At 74.3% G+C, this 24,732-nt stretch carries 7 protein-coding genes; 1 reads left to right on the forward strand and 6 read right to left on the reverse strand.

Annotated features, from left to right (window positions below; translation table 11 throughout):
• Positions 1–308: 308 nt before the first annotated feature.
• Complete coding sequence (locus tag QP090_RS20680) at positions 309–1,394, forward strand: S1 family peptidase (protein WP_285940758.1); 1,086 nt, start codon at positions 309–311, stop codon at positions 1,392–1,394.
• Positions 1,395–1,543: 149 nt separating this feature from the next.
• Here QP090_RS20680 and QP090_RS20685 read toward each other — a convergent pair whose 3' ends face one another.
• From QP090_RS20685 to QP090_RS20710, 6 genes are read right to left on the reverse strand one after another with little or no spacing between them, the layout of a single operon-like run.
• Complete coding sequence (locus QP090_RS20685; protein ID WP_285940759.1) at positions 1,544–2,281, reverse strand: thioesterase II family protein; 738 nt, start codon at positions 2,279–2,281, stop codon at positions 1,544–1,546.
• Positions 2,278–2,922 carry a GNAT family N-acetyltransferase gene (locus QP090_RS20690; protein ID WP_285940760.1) on the reverse strand — a complete coding sequence of 215 codons (645 nt, stop codon included), beginning with the start codon at positions 2,920–2,922 and terminating at the stop codon, positions 2,278–2,280. Before QP090_RS20690 ends, QP090_RS20685 begins: the two co-directional genes overlap by 4 nt.
• A complete protein-coding gene (locus tag QP090_RS20695) occupies positions 2,915–3,124 on the reverse strand; it encodes an MbtH family protein (protein ID WP_285940761.1) in 210 nt (69 codons plus the stop codon). Before QP090_RS20695 ends, QP090_RS20690 begins: the two co-directional genes overlap by 8 nt.
• A 33-nt stretch (positions 3,125–3,157) precedes the next feature.
• Positions 3,158–7,087, reverse strand: coding sequence for an amino acid adenylation domain-containing protein (locus QP090_RS20700; RefSeq protein ID WP_285940762.1), 3,930 nt, complete (start codon positions 7,085–7,087; stop codon positions 3,158–3,160).
• The gene (locus QP090_RS20705) at positions 7,084–14,802 is read right to left on the reverse strand and encodes a non-ribosomal peptide synthetase (RefSeq protein WP_285940763.1); all 7,719 of its coding nucleotides are present in this window, start codon (positions 14,800–14,802) and stop codon (positions 7,084–7,086) included. Before QP090_RS20705 ends, QP090_RS20700 begins: the two co-directional genes overlap by 4 nt.
• A complete protein-coding gene (locus QP090_RS20710) occupies positions 14,799–24,479 on the reverse strand; it encodes a non-ribosomal peptide synthetase (RefSeq protein WP_285940764.1) in 9,681 nt (3,226 codons plus the stop codon). The genes QP090_RS20705 and QP090_RS20710 overlap by 4 nt, the downstream gene beginning before the upstream one ends.
• Positions 24,480–24,732: the final 253 nt, after the last annotated feature.

Raw genomic sequence — 24,732 nt, forward strand, 5'->3', positions numbered from 1 at the left:
AGACTCCCCAGGGGAACCGGGGGCGGAGGGTCCGCGTCTTACGTCCGGCCCCCGCCGCCTCCGACTTTACGACGGAGGAGGGGTTCCGGGGAGGCCCGTTCAGGGCGATACCGGACTTATCAGGCAATGATAATCCGGCCAAAGGGGGCATCATCCCCGAAATCCGACCAGTCTCCCGCACCCAATCTGCCAACGCACAAGGGGCGGATTAAGCACATTCCGGCCTTTCACGGGACTTGGCGGTCTTCCACGATGTCGGTGACCTCCGGTGCGCCACTCGGGCGCACCCGCTCCCCTCTGGAGGCTCAGTGAAGATCCGCCACGCCCGCATCCGCGGAACCGTCGTCATCGGGACGGCGGCCGGCCTCATGGCGACCACCCTCATCGCCACGGCCGGCGCGAATGCGTCGACCGGGGCCCCCGCCGGACCGGCGGGCCCCACCCCCCAGGCCGACCAGGCCAAGGTGGCGCGCTCCCTGGCCGGGACCCTCGGGACCCGTACCGCCGGCGCCTACATCGACCGGGCCACCCGCAAGCTCGTCGTCACGGTCACCGACGCCGGCGCGGCGCAGAGCGTGCGCGCCGCCGGCGCGGAACCGAAGACGGTGGCCCGCAGCGGCGCCGACCTGAAGAAGGTCATGGCCGCGCTCAAGCGGGACGCGACCGTGCCCGGCACCGCCTGGGCCGTCGACCCGGCCGCCAACCAGGTGGTGCTGTCGCTGGACAGCAGCGTCAAGGGCAAGAGCCTGTCCAAGGTGAAGGCCGCGGCGGCCAAGCAGGGCGCCGCGATCCGCACCAAGAAGGTCGCGGGCACCTTCCGCCCGTTCACCGCGGGGGGCGAGGCCATCTACACCGGCGGTGGCCGCTGCTCGCTCGGCTTCAACGTCAAGAAGGGAAGCGAGTACTACTTCCTCACCGCCGGCCACTGCACCGAGATCGGCGCGACCTGGTACGCCGACTCGGGTAGCTCCCAGAAGCTGGGGGACACCGCCGGAAGCAGCTTCCCGGACAACGACTTCGGTCTGGTGAAGTACTCCAGCACCCCCACCGACACCCAGGGCACCGTCAGCCTCTACGGCGACACCCAGGACATCACCGGCGCCGCCGAGGCGACGGTCGGCCAGACCGTCCAGCGCAGTGGCAGCACCACCCAGGTGCACGACGGCCAGGTGACCGCCCTGGACCAGACCGTGAACTACGCCGAGGGCACGGTCAACGGCCTGATCGAGACGACGGTGTGCGCCGAGCCCGGCGACAGCGGCGGCCCGCTGTTCGACGGCTCGGACGCGATCGGGCTCACCTCCGGCGGCAGCGGCAACTGCTCGTCCGGCGGGACGACGTTCTTCCAGCCCGCCACTGAGGCGCTGAGCTACTTCGGCGCATCGGTCTACTGATCCGGACGCTCCGGAAGGACGCATAGCAGGGAGCACGGGCGCGCCGCACACGTCCCCGCACCGACGTGCGGCGCGCCCACAAGGCTCCCGACGCGGCACCCCGGCAGAGGCCACGGCCCCTGCCGGGGTGCTTCACATCGGAACCGCCGTCAGCCGCCGACGGGGACCTCAAGGGTGCGCAGGATCTCGCCGACGACCGCGGCATGCTGCGGCACCAGGTAGAAATGGTCGCCGGGCAGCACCCTCAGCGCGGACCGGGCGTCGGTGACCTCGCCCCAGCGGGCGGCCTGGGCGCGGTCGACGCGCGGGTCGGCGTCGCCGATGACGGCGGTGACCGGGACGGCCAGCCGCGTCCCGGCGCGCTGCCGGTAGTTCTCGACCAGGGCGAAGTCGTTGCGCACGTAGGGCAGCACCAGCTCGCGCAGCTCGGGGTCGCGCAGCACCTCGGCGTCGGTGCCGCCCAGCTTGACCATCTCGGCGACCAGGCCGTCGTCGTCGAGCCCGGCGAACGCCTCGTCGTCGCGGTCGTGCGGGGCGCGGGCGCCGGAGACGAACAGGTGGACGGGGGCGGCGCCGCGCTCCTGGAGCAGCCGCGCCACCTCGTAGGCCACCAGGGCGCCCATGCTGTGGCCGAACAGCGCGGCGGGACGGTCGAGCAGCGGCGCCATCGCCCCGGCGATCAGCCGGGCGAGCTGCTGCGCGTCGGGGACGCCGGGCTCGGCCATCCGGTCGGCGCGGCCCGGGTACTGCACCGCGTGCAGCTCGACCGCCGGGCCGACCTCCTCGGCCCAGCCGCGGTAGAACACCGCGGACCCGCCCGCGTGCGGCAGGCAGAACAGCCGCATCGACGCCCAGGGGCGCGTCTCGGTGCAGCGGAACCAGCTCACGTGATCAACTCCTCCGCCACGGCGGGCCGCGGCGCCGTCCGCGGGTCGCGCGGCAGCGGCCACGGCGCCGTCCGCGGATCCGGGACGGTCTTGGGCGCGGTGCTCTCCGCCGCCACCTTGAAGCCCCGGCGCCGGTAGTTGGCGAGCGCGTTCGGGTGGTCCAGGCTGCTGGTCCGGAGCCAGACCCGGGCCGCGGGGCCGCTGTGCGCGGCCCACAGCCGGCCGCGCTGCCAGGCGCGGCGGACGCACTGCTCGACGAGGTGGCCGCCGTAGCCCCGGCCGACGAACGCGGGCGTCAGCCCGACCAGGTGGATCTCGGTGTCGCCCGCGGCCTGCGCCTCGATCTCGAAGAAGCCCGCGACGGTGCCCTCGGCCATCGCGATCCAGGTGCTCAGCTCGGGCCGCTCCACCCAGGCCCGCCAGTCGGCGTGGGTCCAGGGGAACCGGTCGGTCCAGCAGACCGGGGCGCCCACGGCCGCGTACAGCGCGCGGCTGACGTCGGCGGACGGGACGCGGGCGCGGGTGAAGGCCATCTCCCCGCCGGGCGGCGGCGCGGGCCGCAGGTCGGCGGCGTCCGCCATCTCCATCGTCCACTCGGTGACCGCCACGACCCGGGCCGCGGGCGGTTCCCCGTCAGTCACCCATCGCCTCGATGAGGCTGCCGGGGCGCATGTCGGTCCAGTTCGCCTCGACGTACTCCAGGCAGGCGGCCCGGGTGTCCTCGGTCTTGGCGACCGTCCAGCCGGCCGGGACCTCGGCGAAGGACGGCCAGAGGGAGTGCTGGCCCTCGTCGTTGGTGAGCACGACGTAGGTGCCGTCGGGGTCCTCGAACGGGTTGGTCATCGGGGGTTCCTTCCTGAGTGCCGTCGTACCGGGTCAGCCGCGGGTCGGGTGGAGCTTGCCCAGCCTGGCGGCCAGGACGGCGCCCATCTCGGCGGCGGGGCCGGGCTCCATCAGCAGGTGGTGGGCGACGTCGAGGGGGTAGTCCTCGATCTCGCCGTCCACCAGCGCGCCCCAGTTGGAGCGGCCGGTGGGTGAGCCGGCGGCGCGGCCCCGGAGCGCGGTGAAGAAGACGATGTCGCCGCGGAACGGGCCGGGCCGGTACGCCTCGGCCTGCGCGAGCCCGTTCTCGTAGTTGCGGTAGACGTTGACGAGGTCGTCCTCGCCGAGGGTGGCCAGCGCGTCGCCGCGCTCGGCGAGCACCGCCATGATCTGCGCCATGTCGGGGTTCCCGTCGGCGGCGACCATCCGGGCGTCGACGCCAATGCCCTCCAGCAGCTCGGGCAGGACCTCGCGCTTGTCGACCTCCAGATCCTGGCCGTGGTAGGAGTCGATGAGGGCGAGCAGGCCGACCTCCTCCCCGGCCGCCTGGAGCCGCGCGGCCATCTCGTACGCGACGAGCCCGCCGAGCGACCAGCCGGCCAGGTGGTAGGGGCCGGACGGCTGGACGGTCCGGATCTGCGCGAGGTAGTCCGCGGCCATCTCGGCGACCGAGCCGGGCAGCTCCGCCTGCGTGAACGCGCGGGCCTGGAGCCCGTAGACGGGCTGGTCCGGGCCCAGGTGCCGCTGGAACTGCAGGTAGCCCCAGGCCAGGCCGCCCGCCGGGTGGACGAAGAACATCGGGGGCCGGGTGCCGGACGTGCGGATCGGGAGCAGCACCTCGAAGCCGAGCCGGTCCGCCGGCTCGCCCGCGCGGGTGAGCGCCTCGGCGGTCTGGTGGGTGAACACGTCGCGGGGGGTGAGCTCCACGCCCGCCCGCCGGGCCAGGGTGGCCAGCCTGAGCGCGGCGATGCTGTCACCGCCGAGGTCGAAGAAGCTGACGTCGGCGCCGACCTCGTCCAGCTCCAGGACCTGCGCGAACAGGCCGCAGAGCACCTCCTCCTCGGGGGTGCGGGGAGCGCGTCCGGCGGCGGCCCCGGCGTAGTCGGGCGCGGGCAGGGCGTTCCGGTCGAGCTTGCCGGTCGGGCCGACGGGGAGGGTGTCCAGCGCGACGAACGCGGCGGGCACCATGTACTCGGGCAGCCGCCCGGCGGCGTACTCGCGCAGGCCGTCCGCCGAGCCGCCGCGGCGCGGGACGACGTAGGCGACCAGCCGCTTGGCGCCCGGGGTGTCCTCGCGGGCGAGGACGGCGACGTTCGCGACGGCGGGATGCGCGGCGAGCGCGGCCTCGATCTCGCCGAGCTCGATCCGGAACCCGCGGACCTTGACCTGGAGGTCGGCCCGGTCGACGTACTCCAGGGCGCCGCCGGGCCGCCACCGGAGCAGGTCGCCGGTGCGGTACATCCGGTCGCCGGGGGCGCCGAACGGGTCGGCGACGTACCGCCCGGCGGTGAGCCCGGCGCGGTCCAGGTAGCCGCGGCCGAGCCCGGCGCCCGCGATGTAGGCCTCGCCGACGACGCCGGGCGGCACCGGGCGGAGCCCGGCGTCCAGCACGTACACCCGCATGTCGCCGATGGGACGGCCGAGGACGGGGGTGGTCTCGGCGGGGTCGGCGAGCGCGTCGCGCAGCGCGGCGACGGTGGTGTAGGTGGTGGTCTCGGTCGGGCCGTACATGTGGCCGACCTCGGTGTCCGGGCACGCGGCCAGGACCCTGCGGATCGCGGCGGTCGAGCCCGCCTCGCCGCCGGTGAGGACCTCCCGGAGGCGGGCGAACGCCCCGGGCCGCTCGTCGGCGACGAGGTTGAACAGGGTGGTGGTGAGGAACAGGCCGGTGACGTCCTCGGCGGCGATGATCCGTTCGAGGGCCTCGCCGTCCAGCGGGCCGGGCGGGGCGACGACGGCGGTGCCGCCGTGCAGGATCGGCGTCCACGTCTCGTAGATGGAGGCGTCGAAGGCGTGCGGCGAGTGGACCAGGACGCGGTCGTGGGCGCCGCCGCGCAGCCGCCCGTCGGTGGCGAGGTCGACCGCGTCGCGGTGCCGGAGCATGACGCCCTTCGGCTCCCCGGTGGACCCCGAGGTGAACAGGACGCAGGCGAGCTGCTCGGGGTGGACGGCGACGGCGGGGGCGGTGCCGGGCTGCGCGGCGAGGCCCGGGTCGTCGTCGACGGTGAGGATGCGGGCGGCGGTGTCCAGCCCGGCGACGCGGTCCCGGGTGGCGGTGTCGACCAGCAGGACGGGCGCGCGGACCTCGCCGACCGCCCACGCCGTCCGCTCGGGCGGGTAGCCGTGGTGGATCGGCGCGTAGGCGCCCCCGGCCTTCAGTGCCGCGAGGGTCGCGACGATGACCTCGGCGGACCGTTCGAGCAGCATCGCGACGGGCGTCTCGGGGCCGACGCCGAGCCCGATGAGGCGGTGCGCGAGGCGGTTGGCGCGCTCGTCCAGCCCGGCGAAGGTGAGCGCCTCCCCGGCGGCGCGGACAGCGACGGCGTCCGGGTTCTCGGCGAGGCGTTCGGCGAAGCGGCCGGTGAGAGTGCCGGGCGCCCGGTCCGTGCGCGGGCCCTGCCAGGCGCGCAGGACGAGGTCGCGTTCGGCGCCGTCCGTGACGTCGAGGCGGCCGAGCGGCAGCGCGGGACGGTGCGCGACCGCCTCCAGGATCCGGACGAGCCGCGCGGTGATCCGTTCGGCGTCGCCGGCGGGGTACAGGTCGGTGCGGTGGTCCAGGCGCAGGGACAGGCCGCGGCCGGGCACGGCGGCGAGCGTGAGCGGATAGTGGGTGGCGTCGTGGCCGTCCACGTCGTGCAAAGTGAGGCCGCCGAGGTCGGTGCCCGCGGCGTCCGCGTCGAAGGGGTAGTTCTCCAGCACCGTCATGGTGTCGAACAGCGTCCCCGCGCCGGTGAGCCGCTGGATGTCGGCGAGCCCGAGGTGGTGGTGCGCCATCAGGTCGGCCTGCTCGCGCTGGAGGCGGATAAGCGCGTCCGCGACGGTGTCGGCGGGCCGCACCCGGACCCGGACGGGCAGCGTGTTGATGAACAGGCCGATCATCTCTTCGACGCCGGGCAGTTCGGGCGGGCGGCCCGACACGGCGGCGCCGAAGACCACGTCGGTGCCGCCGGTGAGGCGGCCGAGGAGCACGCCCCACGCGAGCTGGAGCACGGTGTTGAGCGTGACGCCGTGCGCGCGGGCGCGCGCGTTGAGCGCGGCGGTGAGGTCCTCGGTGAGCCGGAGCCGGACCTGGCCCGTCCGGGTGCCCGGACCCGCGTCGGGGGCGCCGGGGGCGACGAGGGTGGGGCCGTCGATGCCGTCCAGGGCGCGGCGCCAGGCGTCCCCGGCCGCGGCCCGGTCCTGCGCGGCGAGCCAGGCCAGGTAGTTCTTGTACGGAGTGGCGCGCGGCAGCCCGGCGTCGTCGCCGCCCGCCAGGTAGAGCGCGAACAGCTCGGTCTGGAGCACCGGCGTGGACCAGCCGTCGAGCAGGATGTGGTGGTGGGTGAACACCATCCGGTGCCGGTCGGCGGCGAGCTTGATCAGCACGAAGCGGAGCAGCGGCGGGCGGGCCATGTCGAAGGGGCGGGTCCGCTCGCGTCCGGCGATGTCGCGCGCCCCGGCCTCGCGGGCCGCCTCGTCCGGCAGCCCGGTCAGGTCGGCGTCCTCCCAGGGGAGCCGCACCTCGCGGTGCACGACCTGCACCGGTGAGCCCTCCTTGCGCTGCCGGAACCCGGCGCGCAGGTTCGCGTGCCGGCGCAGCAGGGCCGCCGCCGCCGCACGCAGCGCCGCGGCGTCCAGCCGGCCGCGCAGGTCGAACACGATCTGCGCGGTGTAGACGTCGTGCCCGCCGCGGGAGTCGTACAGGGCGTGGAAGTACAGGCCCTGCTGCATCGGCGACAGCGGGAGGACGTCCTCGAGCTGAGACTTCTTCCGCGGTGCCGTCATTCCAGCTCCCATTCGCCGTCGAGTTCGGCGGCCAGCTCGTCGATCTCGTCCTGTCCGACGTCCACCAGGGACAGGTCGGAGGGGGTGAACCCGCCGACGGGGCCGTCGGTGGCGCCCGCCACGACGTGCGCAACGAGGCCGCGCAGCGCGGTGGTCCAGCGGTCCGCGAGCGCCGCGATCTCGGGTTCGCCGAACAGCCCGCCCGCCCACGTCCAGGTGGCGGTCAGGACCGGGCCGCCGGGCAGGTCCCGGGTGTGCGCGTCGACCTCGATCGCGTGCACCAGGGCGAGGGCGTCGTCCTGGCCGCCGCCGAGCGCGTCGGCGTCGGCCTGCGCGGCGGGCCCCCAGTCGGTCCCCTCGGGCGCGGCCGTGCGGCCCAGGTAGTTGAACGCGAGCTGCGGCCGGGGGGCGCCCGCCAGGCGCGCCGCGGTGGCCGGGTTGAGGTAGCGGAGCAGCCCGTACCCGATGCCGTTGTCGGGGATCTCGCGGAGCTGTTCCTTGACCCGCTTGAGGGCGGTCCCGACGGCCTGCCCGCCGTCGCGGACCTCGTTCCAGCGGGCCCCGCCCGCGTCGAGCCGGACGGGGTGGATCACGGTGAACCAGCCGGCCGTGCGGGACAGGTCGACGCCCGGGACGATCTCCTCGCGGCCGTGCCCCTCCAGGTCGACGAGCACGGCGGTGCGGTCCTCGCCGCGCCACTCGGCGACGGCGAGCGCGAGGCCGGTCAACAGCACGTCGTTGACGCGGCCGTGGAAGGCGGCGGGCACGTCGGTGAGCAGCGGCCCGGTGACGTCCGCCGGCAGCTCCACGGTGAGGTGCCGGGCGGTGCCGAAGGTGTCGGCGCGCGGGTCGAGCGGCCGGGGGCCGAGCACCGGGTCGGGGCCGGCGAGGATCTCGGCCCACAGCGCCGCCTCCGCCGTCCGGGCCGGATCGGACGCCTCGGCGGCGAGGCGCTGCGCCCAGCGGCGGAACGAGGTGGCGACGGGCTGGAGTCCCTCCCCCGCCCAGGCGGTGACCAGGTCGGGCAGCAGGATCCGCCAGGACACCCCGTCCACGGCGAGGTGGTGCACGGTCAGCAGCAGCCGCCCCGGCCGATCCGGGCCCGCGTCGAACCAGACGAGCTGCGCCATCGTCCCGGCGTCCGGGTCGAGGCGGCGGCGGGCGGCGGCGGCCTCCGCGCCGAGGACCGCGCGCAGCTCGGCGCCGGCGGCGCCGGCGACGTCGACGCGGCGGACGAGGGGCGCGGCGTCCACCGCGCCCGGCTCGGCCACTTCGAACCGCCACTCGGGGGCCGTCCGGTCCAGGCGCAGCCGGAGCATGGCGTGATGGTCCAGGACGGCCTGGAGCGCGGCGGTCAGCCGGTCGACGCCGAGCGCGGGCGGGACCTGGAGCAGCATCCGCTGGCTGTAGTCGCCGACCGGGCCGTCCAGCTCCTGGAACCAGCGCATGATCGGCGTCGCGGGGACCGGCCCGACCGCCGCGCCGGGCGCCTCGGCTTCGATCTCCTCGCCGGTGCCTGCGGGGCGGGCGATAGCGGCGAGCTCTTCGACGGTCTGGTGCTGGAACACCTCGCGCGGGGAGATGACCAGGCCGGACTGGCGGGCCCGGGACACCAACTGGATCGCGATGATCGAATCACCACCGAGATCGAAGAACCCGTCGTCGATCCCCGCCCGCTCCAGACCGAGGACTTCAGCGAAGAGGTCGGCGAGGGTCTTCTCCTGAGGGGTCCGCGGCGTCCGCGACGACGCCTTCGAGGACAGGTCGGGCGCCGGGAGCGCGGTGCGGTCCAGCTTCCCGTTCGAGGTGAGCGGGAGGGCGTCCAGCTCGACGACGACCGCGGGGACCATGTGGTCGGGGAGGTCCCGGGCGGCGAAGCGGCGCAGTTCGGCGGGGTCGACGGCGCCGGGCTCAGTGAAAACGGTGTAGGCGATCAGGCGGTTGTCGCGGACGATGACCGCCACATCGGTGACACCCTCATGTCGCGCGAGCACCGCCTCAACCTCGCCCGGCTCGATCCGGAACCCGCGCAACTGCACCTGCTGATCGGAACGACCGAGGTATTCGAGGTTCCCGTCGCGGCGCCACCGGCCCAGATCGCCGGTGCGGTACATGCGGGTGCCCGGCTCACCGTGCGGGTCGGCGACGAACCGTTCGGCCGACAGGCCCGGACGGTTGAGGTAGCCGCGAGCCAGACCCGCACCCGCCACGTACAGTTCTCCGGCCACACCGGGCGGCAGGGGCTTGAGGCGCTCGTCAAGCACATAAATTCGCAGGTCGGGGATGCCCACACCGATGACGCTCCCAGGCGCCGTCGCGGCGTAGGCACGATCGAGCGCGACATAGGACACATGCACGGTCGTCTCAGTGATCCCATACATGTTGACCAGCGTCGGAGCATCCTCGGCATGCCGCGAATACCAGTCGTCCAGACGCCCCAGCTCCAGCGCCTCGCCACCGAACACTATGTAGCGCAGTGACAGATCGGTACCGGGGTTGTCGCGGTCGGCGGCCACGAGCTGGTAGAACGCCGACGGCGTCTGGTTCAACACCGTCACCCGCTCAGCAGCGAGCAGCCTGAGGAAATCCTCCGGCGAACGCGCCGTCAGATACGGGACGACGACGAGACGGCCGCCGTTCAGCAGCGGCCCCCACAGCTCCCATACCGAGAAGTCGAACGCGTAGGAGTGGAAGAGCGTCCAGACGTCATCCGGGCCGAACGAGAACCACTGCTCCGTCGACGCCAGCAGCCGCACCACGTTCTGATGCGGGACCACCACACCCTTCGGACGCCCCGTCGAGCCCGAGGTGTAAATGACGTAGGCGGGGTGGTCCGGAGAGATCGGCACGTTCAGGTTCGTGTCGGCGTAGCCGTCCGGAACATCTACCGAATCGAGCGTGAGTACCGGGCGGGCATCGTCCAGCATGAACGCGATGCGATCCACCGGATAATCCGGATCGACCGGAACATAGGCCGCACCCGCCTTCAACACGGCCAGAACCCCAACGACCAAGTCCACCGAACGCGGCAAACACAACGCCACGAACTGCTCCGGGCCAACCCCCCGCTCGACCAGATGACGCGCCAAACGATTCGCCCGCGCGTTCACCTCACCAAACGACAACGACACACCCTCGAACGTCACCGCAAGAGCATCCGGACGCGCAGAAACCTGCGCCTCGAACAACGCCGGGATGGTGGTGCGGTCCGTTTCGGCCGCCCGGCCGCCCGCCCACGTGCGGAGGATGGTGCGGCGCTCGGCGCGGTCGAGGATCTCGGCGGCGCCGATGGGGGCGTCCGGGGCGGCGACCAGTTCGCGCAGGAGCCGGTCGAAGCGGGCGGCGACCGAGCGGGCGGTGTCGGCGTCGAAGAGGTCGAGGGCGTACTCCAGAGCGGCCTCGATTCCGGCGGGGGCGCCGTCCTCGCCGTGCCGTTCCTCCAGGTAGAGGGACAGGTCGTACTTGGCGACGCCCGAGGCGAGGGGTTCGGCGGCGCCGCTGAGGCCGTCCAGCTCCAGCTTGGCCTCGGGGTTGTTCTGGAAGGACAGCGCGGCCTGGAACAGCGGGTGCCGAGCCATGGACCGGGCCGGGTTGAGGATCTCCACGAGCCGTTCGAAGGGGAGGTCCTGGTGGGCGTAGGCGGCGAGGTCGGTCTCCTTGACCCGCGCGATCAGGTCGCGGAAGGACGGGTCACCGGAGGTGTCGGTGCGCAGCACGAGCATGTTGACGAACATGCCGACCAGGTCGTCCAGCGCCTCGTCGGTGCGGCCCGCGATGGGGGCGCCGATGGGCACGTCCGTGCCGGCGCCGAGGCGGGTGAGCAGCGCCGCGTAGGCGGCCTGCATGACCATGAAGAGGCTGGCGCCGCCGTCGCGGGCGAGGGCGAGGAGCCCGGCGTGCAGTTCGGGGTCGAGGTCGAAGGCGTGGGTGCCGCCCCGGTAGGACGACTCGGCGGGACGCGGACGGTCGGCGGGAAGCTCCAACTCCTCCGGCAACCCCGCCAGCGCGTCCCGCCAATACGCGATCTGCTTGGAGACCAGACTCTCCGGATCGTCCTCCGACCCGAACAGTTCACGCTGCCACAGGGTGTAGTCCACATACTGAACCGGGAGCGGCTCCCACTCCGGCGCATGGCCCTCAGCACGCGCCGCATACGCCACGATCACATCGCGGGCGAGCGGCGCCATCGACCAGCCGTCGCCGCCGACGTGGTGCAGCACCAGCAGCAGGACGTGGACGTCGTCGCCGAGCGCGAACAGCCGGGCCCGGAGCGGCGGCTCGACCGACAGGTCGAAGCCCTGCCGGGCGGCGGCGGCGAGCTCGGCCGGGAGCCGGGCCTCGCCGGTCTCGGTGACGGTGAGGCGGGGCGGCGCGGCGGCGGGGTCCAGGACGAGCTGCCGGGCGGCCCCGGACCCGTCCGGGAAGATGGTGCGGAGCGGCTCGTGCCGCGTCACGACGTCGCCGAGCGCGGCCTGGAGCGCGTCGCGGTCGATCGCGCCCTCCAGCCGCAGCGCGATCGGCAGGGTGAAGACGGCGGAGGCGCCGTCGAACCGGTTGAGGAACCACAGCCGCTGCTGCGCGTACGACAGCGGGATCGCCTCGGGCCGTTCGGCGGCCCGCGCCAGCGGCGGGCGGGCGGCCCCGGCGGTCGCGGCGAGCCGTCCGGCCAGGCCCGCGACGGTCGGCGCCTCGAACAGGGCGCGGACGGGCAGTTCGGCGCCGAGCGCGGTGCGGATCCGGCTGACCAGCCGGGTCGCGGTGAGCGAGTCGCCGCCGAGCTCGAAGAACCCGTCGTCGACGGCCACCCGCGGCACTCCGAGGATCTCGGCGAACAGCCCGCAGAGGATCTCCTCCTGCGGGGTGCGGGGGGCGCGGCCGGCGGACGCGGCGGCGCCCGGGGCGGGCAGCGCGGCACGGTCGAGCTTGCCGTTCACGGTGAGCGGCAGCGCGTCCATCGCGGTCAGCGCGGGGACCATGTGGCCCGGCAGGCGGTCCGCCGCGTGCCGGCGCAGCGCGGCCAGGTCGACGGTGGCGGGGACCACGTAGGCGGCGAGGCGGCGCTCGCCGGCGCGGTCCTCGCGGACGACGACGGCGGCGTGGGCGACGCCCGGGAAGCCGCCGAGGACGGTCTCGATCTCGCCCGGCTCGACCCGGTATCCGCGGATTTTGACCTGGTCGTCGGTGCGGCCGAGGTGCTCGAGGGTGCCGTCCGCGCGCCACCGGGCGAGGTCGCCGGTGCGGTACATCCGGTCGCCCGGCGCGCCGAACGGGTCGGCGGTGAACCGCTCGGCGGTCAGGCCGGGGCGGCCGAGGTAGCCGCGGGCGAGCTGGAGGCCCGCCAGGTACAGCTCGCCGGGGAGGCCGGGCGGGACGGGCTGGAGCGCGGAGTCGAGCACGTAGGCGCGGGTGTTGCGGTACGGGGCGCCGATGGCGGGGCGCCCGGTGGCGGCGACCGGCTGGTTCATCGTGTCGATCGTCGACTCGGTCGGCCCATAGAAGTTGCGGACCGTGACGCCGGGCGGCAGCGCCCGCAGGTCCGTCCAGAGCGCGTCGTCGATCGCCTCGCCGCCGAGCAGGAGGTGGGCGGGCAGGTGCCGGCCGCCGTCCAGGAGGCCCGCGTCGCGCAGCGACCGCAGGTGGGACGGGGTGGTGTTGACGAGGTCGATGCGGGCGCCCGCGACGTAGGCGACGTACGCCTCGACGTCGCGGCGGGTGGCGTCGTCGATGAGGTGCAGCTCGTGGCCGTGCGCCATCCACAGCAGGCCCATCCACGAGGTGTCGAACGAGAACGACGCCAGGTGCGCGAACCGCATCCGGCGCCCGCCCGCCGCCTCGACCGCGGGGTCGATGAACGCGGCGCGGTGCGCCTCGTAGTAGTTGAGCACGCCCTCGTGCGGGACCGTCACGCCCTTGGGCCGGCCGGTGGAGCCCGAGGTGTAGATGACGTAGGCGGCGTTGCCGGGCAGCAGCGGGCGGACCCGGTCGGCGTCCGCCGGGTCGTGCGCGGGGAGGCCGCCGGTGCCGGGCATGTCGCCGGTGGTGATGGTGAGCGCGGGACGGCAGTCGTCCAGCATGTGGGCGACGCGTTCGGCCGGGTACTCGGGGTCGATCGGGACGTAGGCGGCGCCCGCCTTGTGCACGGCGAGGATCGCCGCGACGATCGCGGGGGTGCGGGGCAGGACGAGCGCGACGCGGTCCTCGGGGCCGACGCCGCGGGCGATGAGGGCGTGCGCGAGCCGGTTGGCGCGCTCGTTCAGCTCCCGGTAGGTGAGGGTCTCGGCGCCGCTGACCAGCGCCGCGTCGTCCGGGGTGCGGGCGGCCTGCCGCTCGAACAGCGCGTTCAGCGTCCCGGCCGGGCGTTCGGCGGCGGTGTCGTTCCAGGCCGCGAGCCGCGCCCGCTCGGCGTCGCCCGCGAGCTCGACGGCGCCGACGGGCCGCCCGGAGTCCTCGGCGAACGCCTCCAGGAAGCGGCGGACGCGCGCGAGCAGCGCCTCGACGAGGTCGCGGTCGTACACGTCGGGCCGGTAGTGCAGGCGCAGCGACAGCTCGTCGCCGGGCACGGCGACCAGCGACAGGGGGAAGTGAGTGGCGTCGTAGGAGTCGGCGGCGGCGATGGTCACGCCGTTGAGGGAGCCGTCCATCACGGCGGGGTCGAACGGGTAGTTCTCCAGCACCGTCATGGTGTCGAACAGCGCGCCGCCCGCGCCGACGGCCCGCTGGACGTCGGTGAGGCCGAGGTGGTGGTGCGGCAGCAGCCGGGTCTGCTCGTCCTGGAGGCGTTCCATCAGCGCGGCGAGCGGCTCGTCCGGCCGGTGCCGGACCCGGATCGGCAGCGTGTTGATGAACAGCCCGATCATCTGCTCGACGCCGGGGAGATCGGGGGGACGGCCGGAGACGGTCGCGCCGAACACGACGTCGTCGCGGCCGAGGAGGCGGGCGAGGGTGAGGCCCCACGCGCCCTGGAGCACGGTGCTGAGCGTGACGCCGTGCCGCCGGGCCGCGCGGCCGAGCCTCCTGGTGAGGCGCGCGTCGAGGACGGTGGCGGTCCGGGCGGGCGGCTCGGGCGGGCGCGCCGCCGCCTCGGGCGCCACCAGGCTGGGCTCGTCGATGCCGTCGAGCGCCCGCCGCCAGGCGTCCTCGGCCGCGGCCCGGTCCTGGCCGGCGAGCCAGGCCAGGTAGTTCTTGTACGGGGTGACGCGCGGGAACCCGCCGTCGTGGCCGTCCTGCATGTACAGCAGGAACAGCTCGGTCGCCAGGATCGGGGTGGACCAGCCGTCCAGCAGGATGTGGTGGTTGGTGAACACGAGCCGGTGCCGTCCAGGCGCGAGCCGCACCAGCGCGAACCGCAGCAGCGGCGGCGCGGTCATGTCGAAGCCGCGGGCCCGCTCCCGCGCGACGACCGCGTCGGCCTCGGCGGACGGATCGGCGGCGGCGGAGACGTCGAAGCCCTCCCACGGCAGCGTCACGGCGCGCGGGATCACCTGGACGGGGCGGGAGAGGTCCTCGTGCCAGAACGCGGCGCGCAGGTTGGGGTGCCGCCGCAGCAGGGTGCCCGCGGCGGTGCGCAGCGCGGCGGCGTCCAGGGGCCCGTCGAGGTCCAGGACGAGCTGCGCGGTGTACACGTCGGTGTCGCCGGCGTCGAAGAGCGCGTGGAAGAAGAACCCCTGCTGCAAGGGCGACAGCGGCAGGATGTCTTCGAGGTCCCCCCGGTTCACGTGTTCTGCCTCCAGGCGTTCTGCAACTTGTCGATCTCCCCCTGGTCGAGTTCCACGAGCAGGTCGGACGGGGTGAAGCCGCCCGCCGCCGTGCCGGGCCCGCCGCCGTCGCCGCCGCCGTCGCCCGCCGCGACGTGCGCGACCAGGCCGCGCAGCGCGGTGAACCACGCCTCGGCGAGCTCCCGCACCTCGTCCTCGGCGAGGAGCCCGTCCGGCCACGTCCAGGTCGCCGCCAGCTCGGGGCCGCCGGGCAGGTCGCGGGTGACGGCGTTGATCTCCAGGACGTGCGCCATCGGCATCCGGGGGTCCTCCCCGGCGGGCGGCTCCTCCGGTGCCAGGCTCCAGTCGCCGTCCTCGCCGCCGGGCGCGACCCGGCCGAGGTAGTTGAACGCGACCTGCGCCGGGGCCGGGGCGGCGAGCTCCGCCGCGGCGGCGTCGTCCAGGTACCGCAGCAGCCCGTAGCCGACGCCGCCGGACGGGACGGCGCGCAACTGCTCCTTGACCTTCTTGATCGCGGTGCCGACGGCGGCGCCGCCGTCCCGGACCTCGGCCCAGTCGGCCTGGCCCGCGTCGAGCCGCACCGGGTGGATCGAGGTGAACCAGCCCGCGGTCCGGGACACGTCCACACCCGGGACCACGTCCTCGCGGCCGTGCCCCTCCAGGTCGAGCAGGAACCCGGTGCCGCGCCCGCCCCGGTGCCGGCGCCACTGCGCGACGGCGAGGGTTAGCCCGGTGAGCAGCACGTCGTTCGCGCGGCCGTGGAACGCGGCGGGCACGTCGGTCAGCAGCGGGCCGGTGACGCCGGCGGGCAGCTCCAGCCGCAGCGACCGGGCGCGGGCGGCGATGTCCACCCGCGGGTCGAGGGGGCGCCCGGCCAGCGGGCGGTCCGGGCCGTCCACGATGTCGAGCCAGTCGTCCAGCTCCCGGTCGGCGAGTGCCGGGTCGGACGCGAGGGCGGTGAGCTTCTGCGCCCAGCGGCGGAACGAGGTGGCGACGGGCTGGAGTCCCTCCCCCGCCCAGGCGGTGACCAGGTCGGGCAGCAGGATCCGCCAGGACACCCCGTCCACGACCAGGTGGTGGAGCATCACCAGCAGCCGGCCCTGCGCCTCTCCGGCGTCGAACCACACGAGCTGCGCCATCGTCCCGGCGGCCGGGTCGAGCCGGCCCTGGGCGGCGGCGGCCTGCTCGTCGATGACGGAGGCGAGCTTGTCGGCGTCCAGCCCCTCCACGCACACCCGCGTCACCAGGTCGGCGGCGGGCACGGACCCGGTGGGCCGCACGACCGGCTGCCACCGTCCGCCGTCGCCGCCGGTGCCGGTGCCGGTGCCGTGGTCCGCGCCGGTGTCCGCGCCGTGGTCCACGTCCAGGCGGAGCCGGAGCACGTCGTGGTGGTCGAGCAGGGTGCGCAGCGCGGCGGTGAGGCGGTCCGCGCCGAGACCGGCCGGGGTGCGCAGGATCATCGCCTGGTGGAAGCCGCCGATGAGGGAGGCGTCCCCGCCGGTCCGCTCGCGCAGCCACGCCACGATCGGGGTGACCGGGACCGGCCCCACTCCGCTGCCCGGAGCCTCGGCTTCGATCTCCTCGCCGGTGCCGGCGGGGCGGGCGATGGCGGCGAGTTCTTCGACGGTCTGGTGCTGGAACACCTCGCGCGGGGAGATGACCAGGCCGGACTGGCGGGCCCGGGACACGAGCTGGATCGCGATGATCGAATCACCGCCGAGATCGAAGAACCCGTCGTCGATCCCCGCCCGCTCCAGTCCCAGCACCTCGGCGAACAGCGCCGCGAGGAGTTCCTCTTCCCCAGTGCGGGGCTCCCGCGACGACACCTTCGAGGACAGGTCGGGCGCCGGGAGCGCCGTGCGGTCCAGCTTCCCGTTCACCGTCAGCGGGAGAACATCCAGCTCGACGACCACGGCCGGGACCATGTGGTCGGGGAGGTCGCGGGCGGCGAAGCGGCGTAGTTCGCCCGGGTCGAAGGCGCCGGACTCGGCCGGGACGGTGTAAGCGACCAAGCGGTTGTCGCGGACGATGACCGCCACATCGGTGACACCCTCGTGGCGCGCGAGCACGGCCTCAACCTCGCCCGGCTCGATCCGGAACCCCCGCAACTGCACCTGCTGATCAGAACGGCCCAGGTACTCGAGCCGCCCGTCGTTCAGCCAGCGCGCGGTGTCCCCGGTGCGGTACATGCGCGTCCCGGACGCACCGAACGGATCGGCGACGAACCGTTCCGCCGACAGGCCCGGACGGTTGAGATAGCCGCGGGCCAGACCCGCACCCGCCACGTACAACTCGCCCACCACACCGGGCGCGACAGGCTGAAGACGCTCGTCGAGCACATAGACCCGCAGGTCGGGGATGCCCACACCGATGACGCTCCCAGGCGCCGTGGCCGCGTAGGCGCGATCGAGCGCGACATAGGACACATGCACAGTCGTCTCAGTGATCCCATACATGTTGACCAGCGTCGGAGCATCCTCGGCATGCCGCGAATACCAGTCGTCCAGACGCCCCAACTCCAACGCCTCACCACCGAACACCACAAAACGCAACGCCAACTCAGAGCCCGGACCATCACGATCAGCGGCCATCAGCTGATAGAACGCCGACGGCGTCTGATTCAGAACCGTCACCCGCTCCGACACCAACAGCTTGAGGAAATCCTCAGGGGAACGCGACGTCAGGTACGGGACGACCACCAGACGGCCGCCGGTGAGGAGGGAACCCCACAGCTCCCACACGGTGAAGTCGAACGCGTAGGAATGGAACAACGTCCACACGTCGTCCGGGCCGAACGAAAACCAGGGTTCAGTCGAAGCCAGCAGCCGCACCACGTTCTGATGCGGGACCACCACACCCTTCGGACGACCCGTCGAACCCGAGGTGTAAATGACGTACGCCGGGTGGTCCGGGGAGATCGGCACGTTCAGATTCGTGTCGGCGTAGCCGTCCGGAACGTCTACCGAGTCGAGCGTCAACACAGGCCGGGCATCGTCCAGCATGTACGCGATGCGATCCACCGGATAATCCGGATCGACCGGAACATAGGCCGCACCCGCCTTCAACACGGCCAGAACCCCGACGACCAAGTCCGCCGAACGCGAGAACTTCAGGGCCACGAACTGCTCGGGACCGACGCCCTGCGCGACCAGATGACGCGCCAAACGATTCGCCCGCGCGTTCACCTCACCAAACGACAACGACACACCCTCGAACGTCACCGCAAGAGCATCCGGACGCGCAGAAACCTGCGCCTCGAACAACGCCGGGATCGTCGAACGGTCCACGTCGCAGGCCGGGCCGCCGGCCCAGTCGGTGAGGATGGTGGCGCGTTCGGCGGGGGCGAGGACGTCGGCGGCGCCGATGCGCGCGTCCAGGTCGGTGAGGAGCGCGGTCAGGTACGCCTCGAAGCGGCCGACGAGCCGTTCCGCCGAGGTGGGGTCGTACCGGTCGAGGGCGTACTCCAGCTCGCCGTCCAGCCCGTCCTCGCGCTCGGTGAGGATCATCAGCAGGTCGAAGCGGGACACGCCGGCGTGCAGCGGTTCGAGCTCGGCGGCGAACCCGGGCATCTCCAGCTTGGCCTCGGGGTTGTTCTGGAAGGTCAGGCCGACCTGGAACAGCGGGTGGCGGCCCAGGTGGCGGGGCGGGTTGAGGACCTCCACGAGCCGTTCGAACGGCACGTCCTGGTGCGCGTACGCGGCCAGGTCGGTCTCCCTGACCCGCGCGAGCAGGTCGCGGAACGTCGGGTCGCCGGAGGTATCGGTGCGGAAGACGAGCATGTTGACGAACACGCCGACCAGGTCGTCCAGCGCCTCGTCGGTCCGGCCCGCGATCGGCGAGCCGATCGGCACGTCCGTCCCCGCGCCGAGGCGGGTGAGCAGCGCGGCGAACGCGGCCTGGGCGACCATGAACGGGCTGGTCCCGGTCTCCCGCGCGGCCGTGAGCAGGGCCGACCGGACGCCGGCGCCGAGCCGGAAGCGCGCGGTGCCGCCCCGGTAGGACGACTCGGCGGGACGCGGACGGTCGGCGGGAAGCTCCAACTCCTCCGGCAACCCCGCCAGCGCATCCCGCCAATACGCGATCTGCTTGGAGACCAAACTCTCCGGATCGTCCTCCGACCCGAGCAGCTCGCGCTGCCACAAGGTGTAATCCGCATACTGAACGGGCAGCGGCGCCCACTCGGGCGCACGGCCCTCGACACGCGCCGCATACGCCAGGATCACATCGCGGGCGAGCGGTGCCATCGACCAGCCGTCGCCGCCGACGTGGTGCATGAGGAGCAGCACGACGTGGTCCTCGGGGCCGACGCGGAACAGGTGGCTGCGGAGCGGGGGTTCGGCCGAGATGTCGAAGGCGTATCCGGCGGCCGTCCCGAGCCGGACCGGCAGCTCGGCGGCGGTGGTGTCGGTGGTCTCCAGCTCGGGGCGGGCGGCGGCCGGGTCCAGCACGACCTGGCGGGGGACGCCGCCGCTGTCGGGCAGGACGGTGCGGAGCGTCTCGTGCCGGGCGACCAGGTCGCCGATCGCGGCGCGCAGCGCACCGCGGTCGAGCGGCCCGCGGATCCGCAGCGCCACCGGCATGTTGTAGGTGGCGGACGGACCCTCGAACCGGTTGAGGAACCACAGCCGCTGCTGCGCGTACGACGGCGGGACGGCGGCGGGCCGTTCGCGCGGTTCCAGCGCGGGACGGCCGGGGGCGCCGCCGTCCGGCGCCGCGACGCGGGCGGCGAGGAGCGCGGCGGTGGGGGCCTCGAACACCGCGCGGACCGGGAGCTCGGTGTCCAGGGCGCGGCGGATCCGGCTGACGACCCGCATGGCGATGAGAGAGTTGCCGCCCAGCTCGAAGAAGTCGTCGTCGATGCCGACGCGGGCCGCACCGGTCAGGTCGGCGAAGACGGCGGCGACGGCCTCCTCGCGGGCGTCGCGCGGGGCCCGATAGGGGGCGGCGGTCCCGCCGGTCAGGTCCGGCTTGGGCAGCGCCTTGGCGTCGACCTTGCCGTTCGGGGTGAGCGGCATCGCGTCGAGCACGACCACGGCGGCGGGGACCATCGCCTCGGGCAGGCTCTCCCGGACGTGGGAGCGCAGCTCCTCGGGGTCGAGGACCCGGCCGGGCGCCGCGACGACGTAGGCGACGAGCCGCTTCACCATCGGCCCTTCGGCGGGCAGGGCCGGGACGGCGGGCGCGACCGGTGCGGGGCGCAGGTCGGCGGCGCCCGGCAGGTCGAGGTCCGCGACGGTGACGGCGGCGGCGGACCGGACGGCGGCCTCCAGCACCCGCAGGTACCAGCCGGCGAGCCGTCCGGCCGTGCCGCGGTCGAAGAGGTCGAGGGCGTACTCCAGGGTCCCGGTGAGGCCGGGGGCGCCGTCGCGGCGCCGCTCCAGCATGAACTCCAGGTCGAACTTGGCGACCCCGGCGTCCACCGGCTCGACCGCGACGGTCAGGCCGGGCAGCTCGACCACCGCCTCGGGGCCGTTCTGCAAGGTCAGCATGACCTGGAACAGCGGGTGCCGGGCAAGCGACCGGGCCGGGTTGACGGCGTCCACGAGCCGTTCGAACGGGACGTCCTGGTGCGCGTACGCGGCCAGGTCGGTCTCCCGGACGCGCGCGAGGAGCTCGGCGAACGCCGGGTCGCCGGAGGTGTCGGTGCGCAGCACGAGCGTGTTGACGAACACGCCGACCAGGTCGTCCAGCGCCTCGTCGGTGCGGCCCGCGACCGGCGTCCCGATCGGCACGTCCGTCCCGGCGCCGAGGCGGGTGAGCAGCGCGGCGAGCGCGGCCTGGAGCACCATGAAGACGCTGACCTGGTGGTCGCGGGCGAGCCCGGCCAGCCCCTCGTACAGCTCGGCGGGCACCTCGAAGGCGACCTGGCCGCCCCGGTAGGACGCGCGGTCGGGACGCTGCCGGTCGGCGGGCAGCGCGATCTGGTCGGGCAGCCCCGCCAGGGCGCCGGTCCAGTAGGCGAGCTGGCGGGCGGCGAGGCTGCCGGGGTCGTCTGCGGAGCCGAGCAGGTCCCGCTGCCAGACCGCGTAGTCGGCGTACTGGACGGGCAGCGGCGCCCAGTCCGGGGCGGCTCCGTCGCGGCGCGCGAGGTAGGCGGTGACGACGTCGCGGGCGAGCGGTTCCATCGACCAGCCGTCGCCGGCGATGTGGTGCAGGACGAGCAGCAGCAGGTGCTCGTCCGCGCCCAGCCGGTAGAGGTGCGCCCGGACGGGCGGTTCCTCGGCGAGGTCGAAGCCCCGGGTCGCGTCGGCGAACAGCGCGGCGTCCAGGTCGCCCGCGGCCACGGCTCCGGTGACGAGCGGCGGGACGGCCTCGTCCGGGCCGAGGATGCGCTGGATCGACCCGCCGTCGGTGTCGCCGAAGACCGTCCGCAGCGACTCGTGCCGGGCGACCACGTCGCGGAGCGCGGCGCGCAGCGCGTCGAGGTCGAGCGCGCCGGTCAGCCGCAGCGGGATCGGCAGGTTGTAGGTGGCGGTGCGGCCCTCGAACCGGTTGAGGAACCACAGCCGTTCCTGCGCGTGCGACACCGGGACCGGGCCGGGACGCCGGACGGGCCGCAGCGCCGGCCGGGCGTCTCCGCCGGTCGCGGGGGTCGCGGCGGCGAGGTGCCCGGCGAGGCCGGCGACCGTGGGCGCCTCGAACAGCGCCCGGACGGCCGGCTCGGCGCCCAGCGCCGCGCGGACGCGCGCCACCACCCGGGTGGCCTTCAGCGAGTCGCCGCCCAGGGCGAAGAAGTCGTCGTCGATGCCGACCCGCTCGGCGCCGAGCACGTCGGCGAAGATCCCGCAGAGGATCTCCTCGCGGGCGTCGCGCGCGGCCCGGCCGGTGGCGGACGCGGCGAGGTCCGGGGCGGGGAGCGCGGCGCGGTCGAGCTTGCCGCTCGGGTTGAGCGGCAGCTCCTCCAGCACCACGACCGCGGCCGGGACCATGTACTCCGGCAGCGACTCCCGGGCGAACGCCCGCACCTGCGGCGCGTCGACCGTCCGGCCGGGGCCGGCGACGACGTAGGCGACCAGGGCCGGGTCGCCGGCCGCGTCCCGGCGGGCCACGACCACGCTCTGCGCGACGGACGGGTGCGCGGCGAGGGCCGTCTCGATCTCGCCCGGCTCGATCCGGAACCCGCGGACCTTCACCTGGTGGTCCAGGCGCCCCAGGTACTCGATGCGGCCGGCCTCGTCCCAGCGGACCAGGTCGCCGGTGCGGTACATCCGCCCGCCCGCCGCGCCGTACGGGCACGCCACGAAGCGGCCCGCGGTCAGCCCGGGGCGGTGCAGGTACCCGCGGGCCAGGCCGGTGCCGGCGATGTACAGCTCCCCCGGGACGCCGGCCGGGACGGGCCGCAGCGCCGCGTCCAGCACGTACGCGCGGGTGTTGGCGAGGGGACCGCCGATGGGCGCGTGCCCCTCGGTGTTGCCGTCGTCGAACCAGGCGGTGACGTAGACGGTCGCCTCGGTCGGCCCGTAGATGTTGGAGATCCGCGCGCCCGGCAGCCAGGCCCGCAGGTCACGGACGAGCCGGGCCGGGAGCGCCTCGCCCGCGAGGACCACGTCGCCCGCGCGCAGGTCGGCGGAGCCGGTGGCCAGCAGTGCGGCCATGGCGGACGGGACGCCGCTGACCAGCGTCCCCTCCCAGCCGCCCCGCTCGGCGACCTCCAGCAGATCCCGGACGACCTCGATCCGGCCGCCGACCGTCAGCGGCGCCAGCCACTCGAACACCGAGACGTCGAAGTTCAACGACGTGGAGAACAGCACCCGGGCGAGCCGGCCGGGCCCGAAGTCGCGCTCGGCCCAGGCGCAGAAGTCCACCACGCTCGCGTGCGAGACCACGACACCCTTGGGGCGGCCCGTCGAACCGGACGTGTAGATCACGTACGCCGCGTTGCCCGGACGCAGGGGGCGGACCCGCTCGGTGTCGGCGAGGTCGGCGGGCGAGTGGCCGCTCAGGTCCGCCTCGTCCAGAAGGAGGCGCGGGGCGTCGCCCGGAAGGCCGGCGGCGCCGGTCGTGATGATGCAGGCGGGCGCGGCGTCCGCCAGCATGAGCGCGATCCGGTCGGCCGGATAGGCCGGGTCGATCGGCTGGTAGGCCGCACCCGCCTTCAGCACGCCGAGCGCCGCCACCACCAGGTCCGCCGAGCGCGGCAGCGCCAGCCCGACGAAGTCCTCGGCGCCCACGCCCCGCGCGGCCAGGCACCGCGCCAGCCGGTTCGCCCGCTCGTTCAGCTCGCGGTAGGTCAGCGTGACGCCGTCGTGGGCGACCGCCGGGGCGTCCGGGGTGCGGGCGGCCTGGGCCTCGAAGAGCTCGGGGACCACGGCGGGCGGCACCGGGGCGGCGGTGTCGTTCCAGCCGTCCAGGACCAGCGCCCGTTCGCCGCCGTCCAGCAGCTCCACGTCCCGGAGCGGCGTGGACGGGCCGGCGTCGCCGAGGGCGCGTAGGAAGCGGACGTACCGGTCCTGGTGGGCGGCGAGCCGGTCCGGGGTGTACAGGTCGGGGTGCGCGTCGAAGTCGATGCGCAGGCCGTTGCCGTCGAAGTTGTCGTAGATGTTGATCGACAGGTCGTCGATCGGGCCGGTGGTGATGGCGTGCATCCTGGCCGGGATCCCGGCGAAGTCGAGCCGGTAGTCAAACGGCATGATGTTGATGACCGGGCCGTGCAGCCGGCGCGGCTCGCCCAGCATCCGCAGGTCGCGGAGCAGGTCCTCGCGGCGGTAGCGCTGGTGCCGCAGCGCCCGCGCGGCGGCCCGGGTCGCGGTGCGGACCAGTTCCTCGACCGTCATGTCCGGCCGCACGGCGACGCGCAGCGGCAGCACCGTCGAGAGCATCGCGGGGGTGTCCAGCGCCACCTGCGTGGTGCGGCCGGAGACCGCCAGGCCGAGGATGACGTCGTCGGTGCCGGTCATCCGCGCGACGTACGCGGCGGTCGCCGCGATCGCCAGGCCCTGCGTCGCGGTGCGCAGCCGCCGCGCCCCGGCCGCGAGCGCCGCGGCCGGGCCGGGCGGGACGAGGGTGATCCGGCTCAGGTGGTCGGCGGTCGGCGCGGCCGTGTCCCCGGCCAGGCCGACCGCGACCGGCCGGTCGGCGAACCGCTCGGTCCAGTAGGCGCGGTCCCGCTCGAACTTCGCCGACTCCCGGTAGGCCGCCTCGGCGGCCAGCACCGCCCGGTACGAGCCGCGGTCGGCGGGGGCGTACTCGCCGCCGCGCGCCAGCGTGGTGTAGATCTCGGCGGCGCGGCGGCTGACCACCGAGCCGCTGAAGGCGTCCTGGATGACGTGGTGGACGCGGTTGAACCACCAGTACAGGTCGGGGGCGAGCCGGAGCAGCGCGGTCACGTACAGGTGCTCGGCGTCCATCGGGAGCGGGGACCGCATCCGCTCGTCCATCCACGCCCGCGCCGCCGCCCGCGGGTCCGGCTCCGCCGTCAGGTCGACCAGCGGGACCGTCGCGGTCGCGGCCGGGTCCAGAACCTGGAAGACCATTCCGTCGCGCTCGGCCAGCCGCGCGTTCATGGCCTCGGACTCGTGCGCGGCGATGAGCGCCACCCGGTCGAACAGCGCGTGGTCGAGCGGGCCGTCGATCTCGATGTACTGCGCAATGCCGATGGGCGTTTCGGGGGCCAGTTGCTGCGCGTACCAGACGCTCTGCTGAGCGGCGGATAGAGGAACGTACTCAGAGGACGGCATCACGCGGTACTTTCCCGGTCGAAGGGGGTTTACTTACGCCCGAGATAGGGGCCGCAGGCCACCCGAAGGGCATGAGATAAAAAGAGTGACCACAGAACCGTCGGTCTTGTCCCCGTCCCCTTTCCCCAAGTCCCGCCGGAGAACGCGGTCCCGCGCGCGACACCCGCCGCGCACGGGTGTTCCCACCGGTGCGGAGCACTGCGGGCTCCGCCGCTTTCCGTCCTGACGGGGCCGACCGCGGCCCGCGTCACTA

It is taken from the genome of Actinomadura xylanilytica (genome assembly GCF_030283145.1).
Taxonomy (GTDB): Bacteria; Actinomycetota; Actinomycetes; order Streptosporangiales; family Streptosporangiaceae; genus Spirillospora; species Spirillospora xylanilytica.

What these genes read in the sequence shown, in the direction of transcription:
- QP090_RS20695 (WP_285940761.1), bottom strand. Translation starts at nt 3,124, where the DNA reads ATGACCAACCCGTTCGAGGACCCCGACGGCACCTACGTCGTGCTCACC.
- QP090_RS20700 (WP_285940762.1), bottom strand. Translation starts at nt 7,087, where the DNA reads ATGACGGCACCGCGGAAGAAGTCTCAGCTCGAGGACGTCCTCCCGCTG.
- QP090_RS20710 (WP_285940764.1), bottom strand. Translation starts at nt 24,479, where the DNA reads ATGCCGTCCTCTGAGTACGTTCCTCTATCCGCCGCTCAGCAGAGCGTC.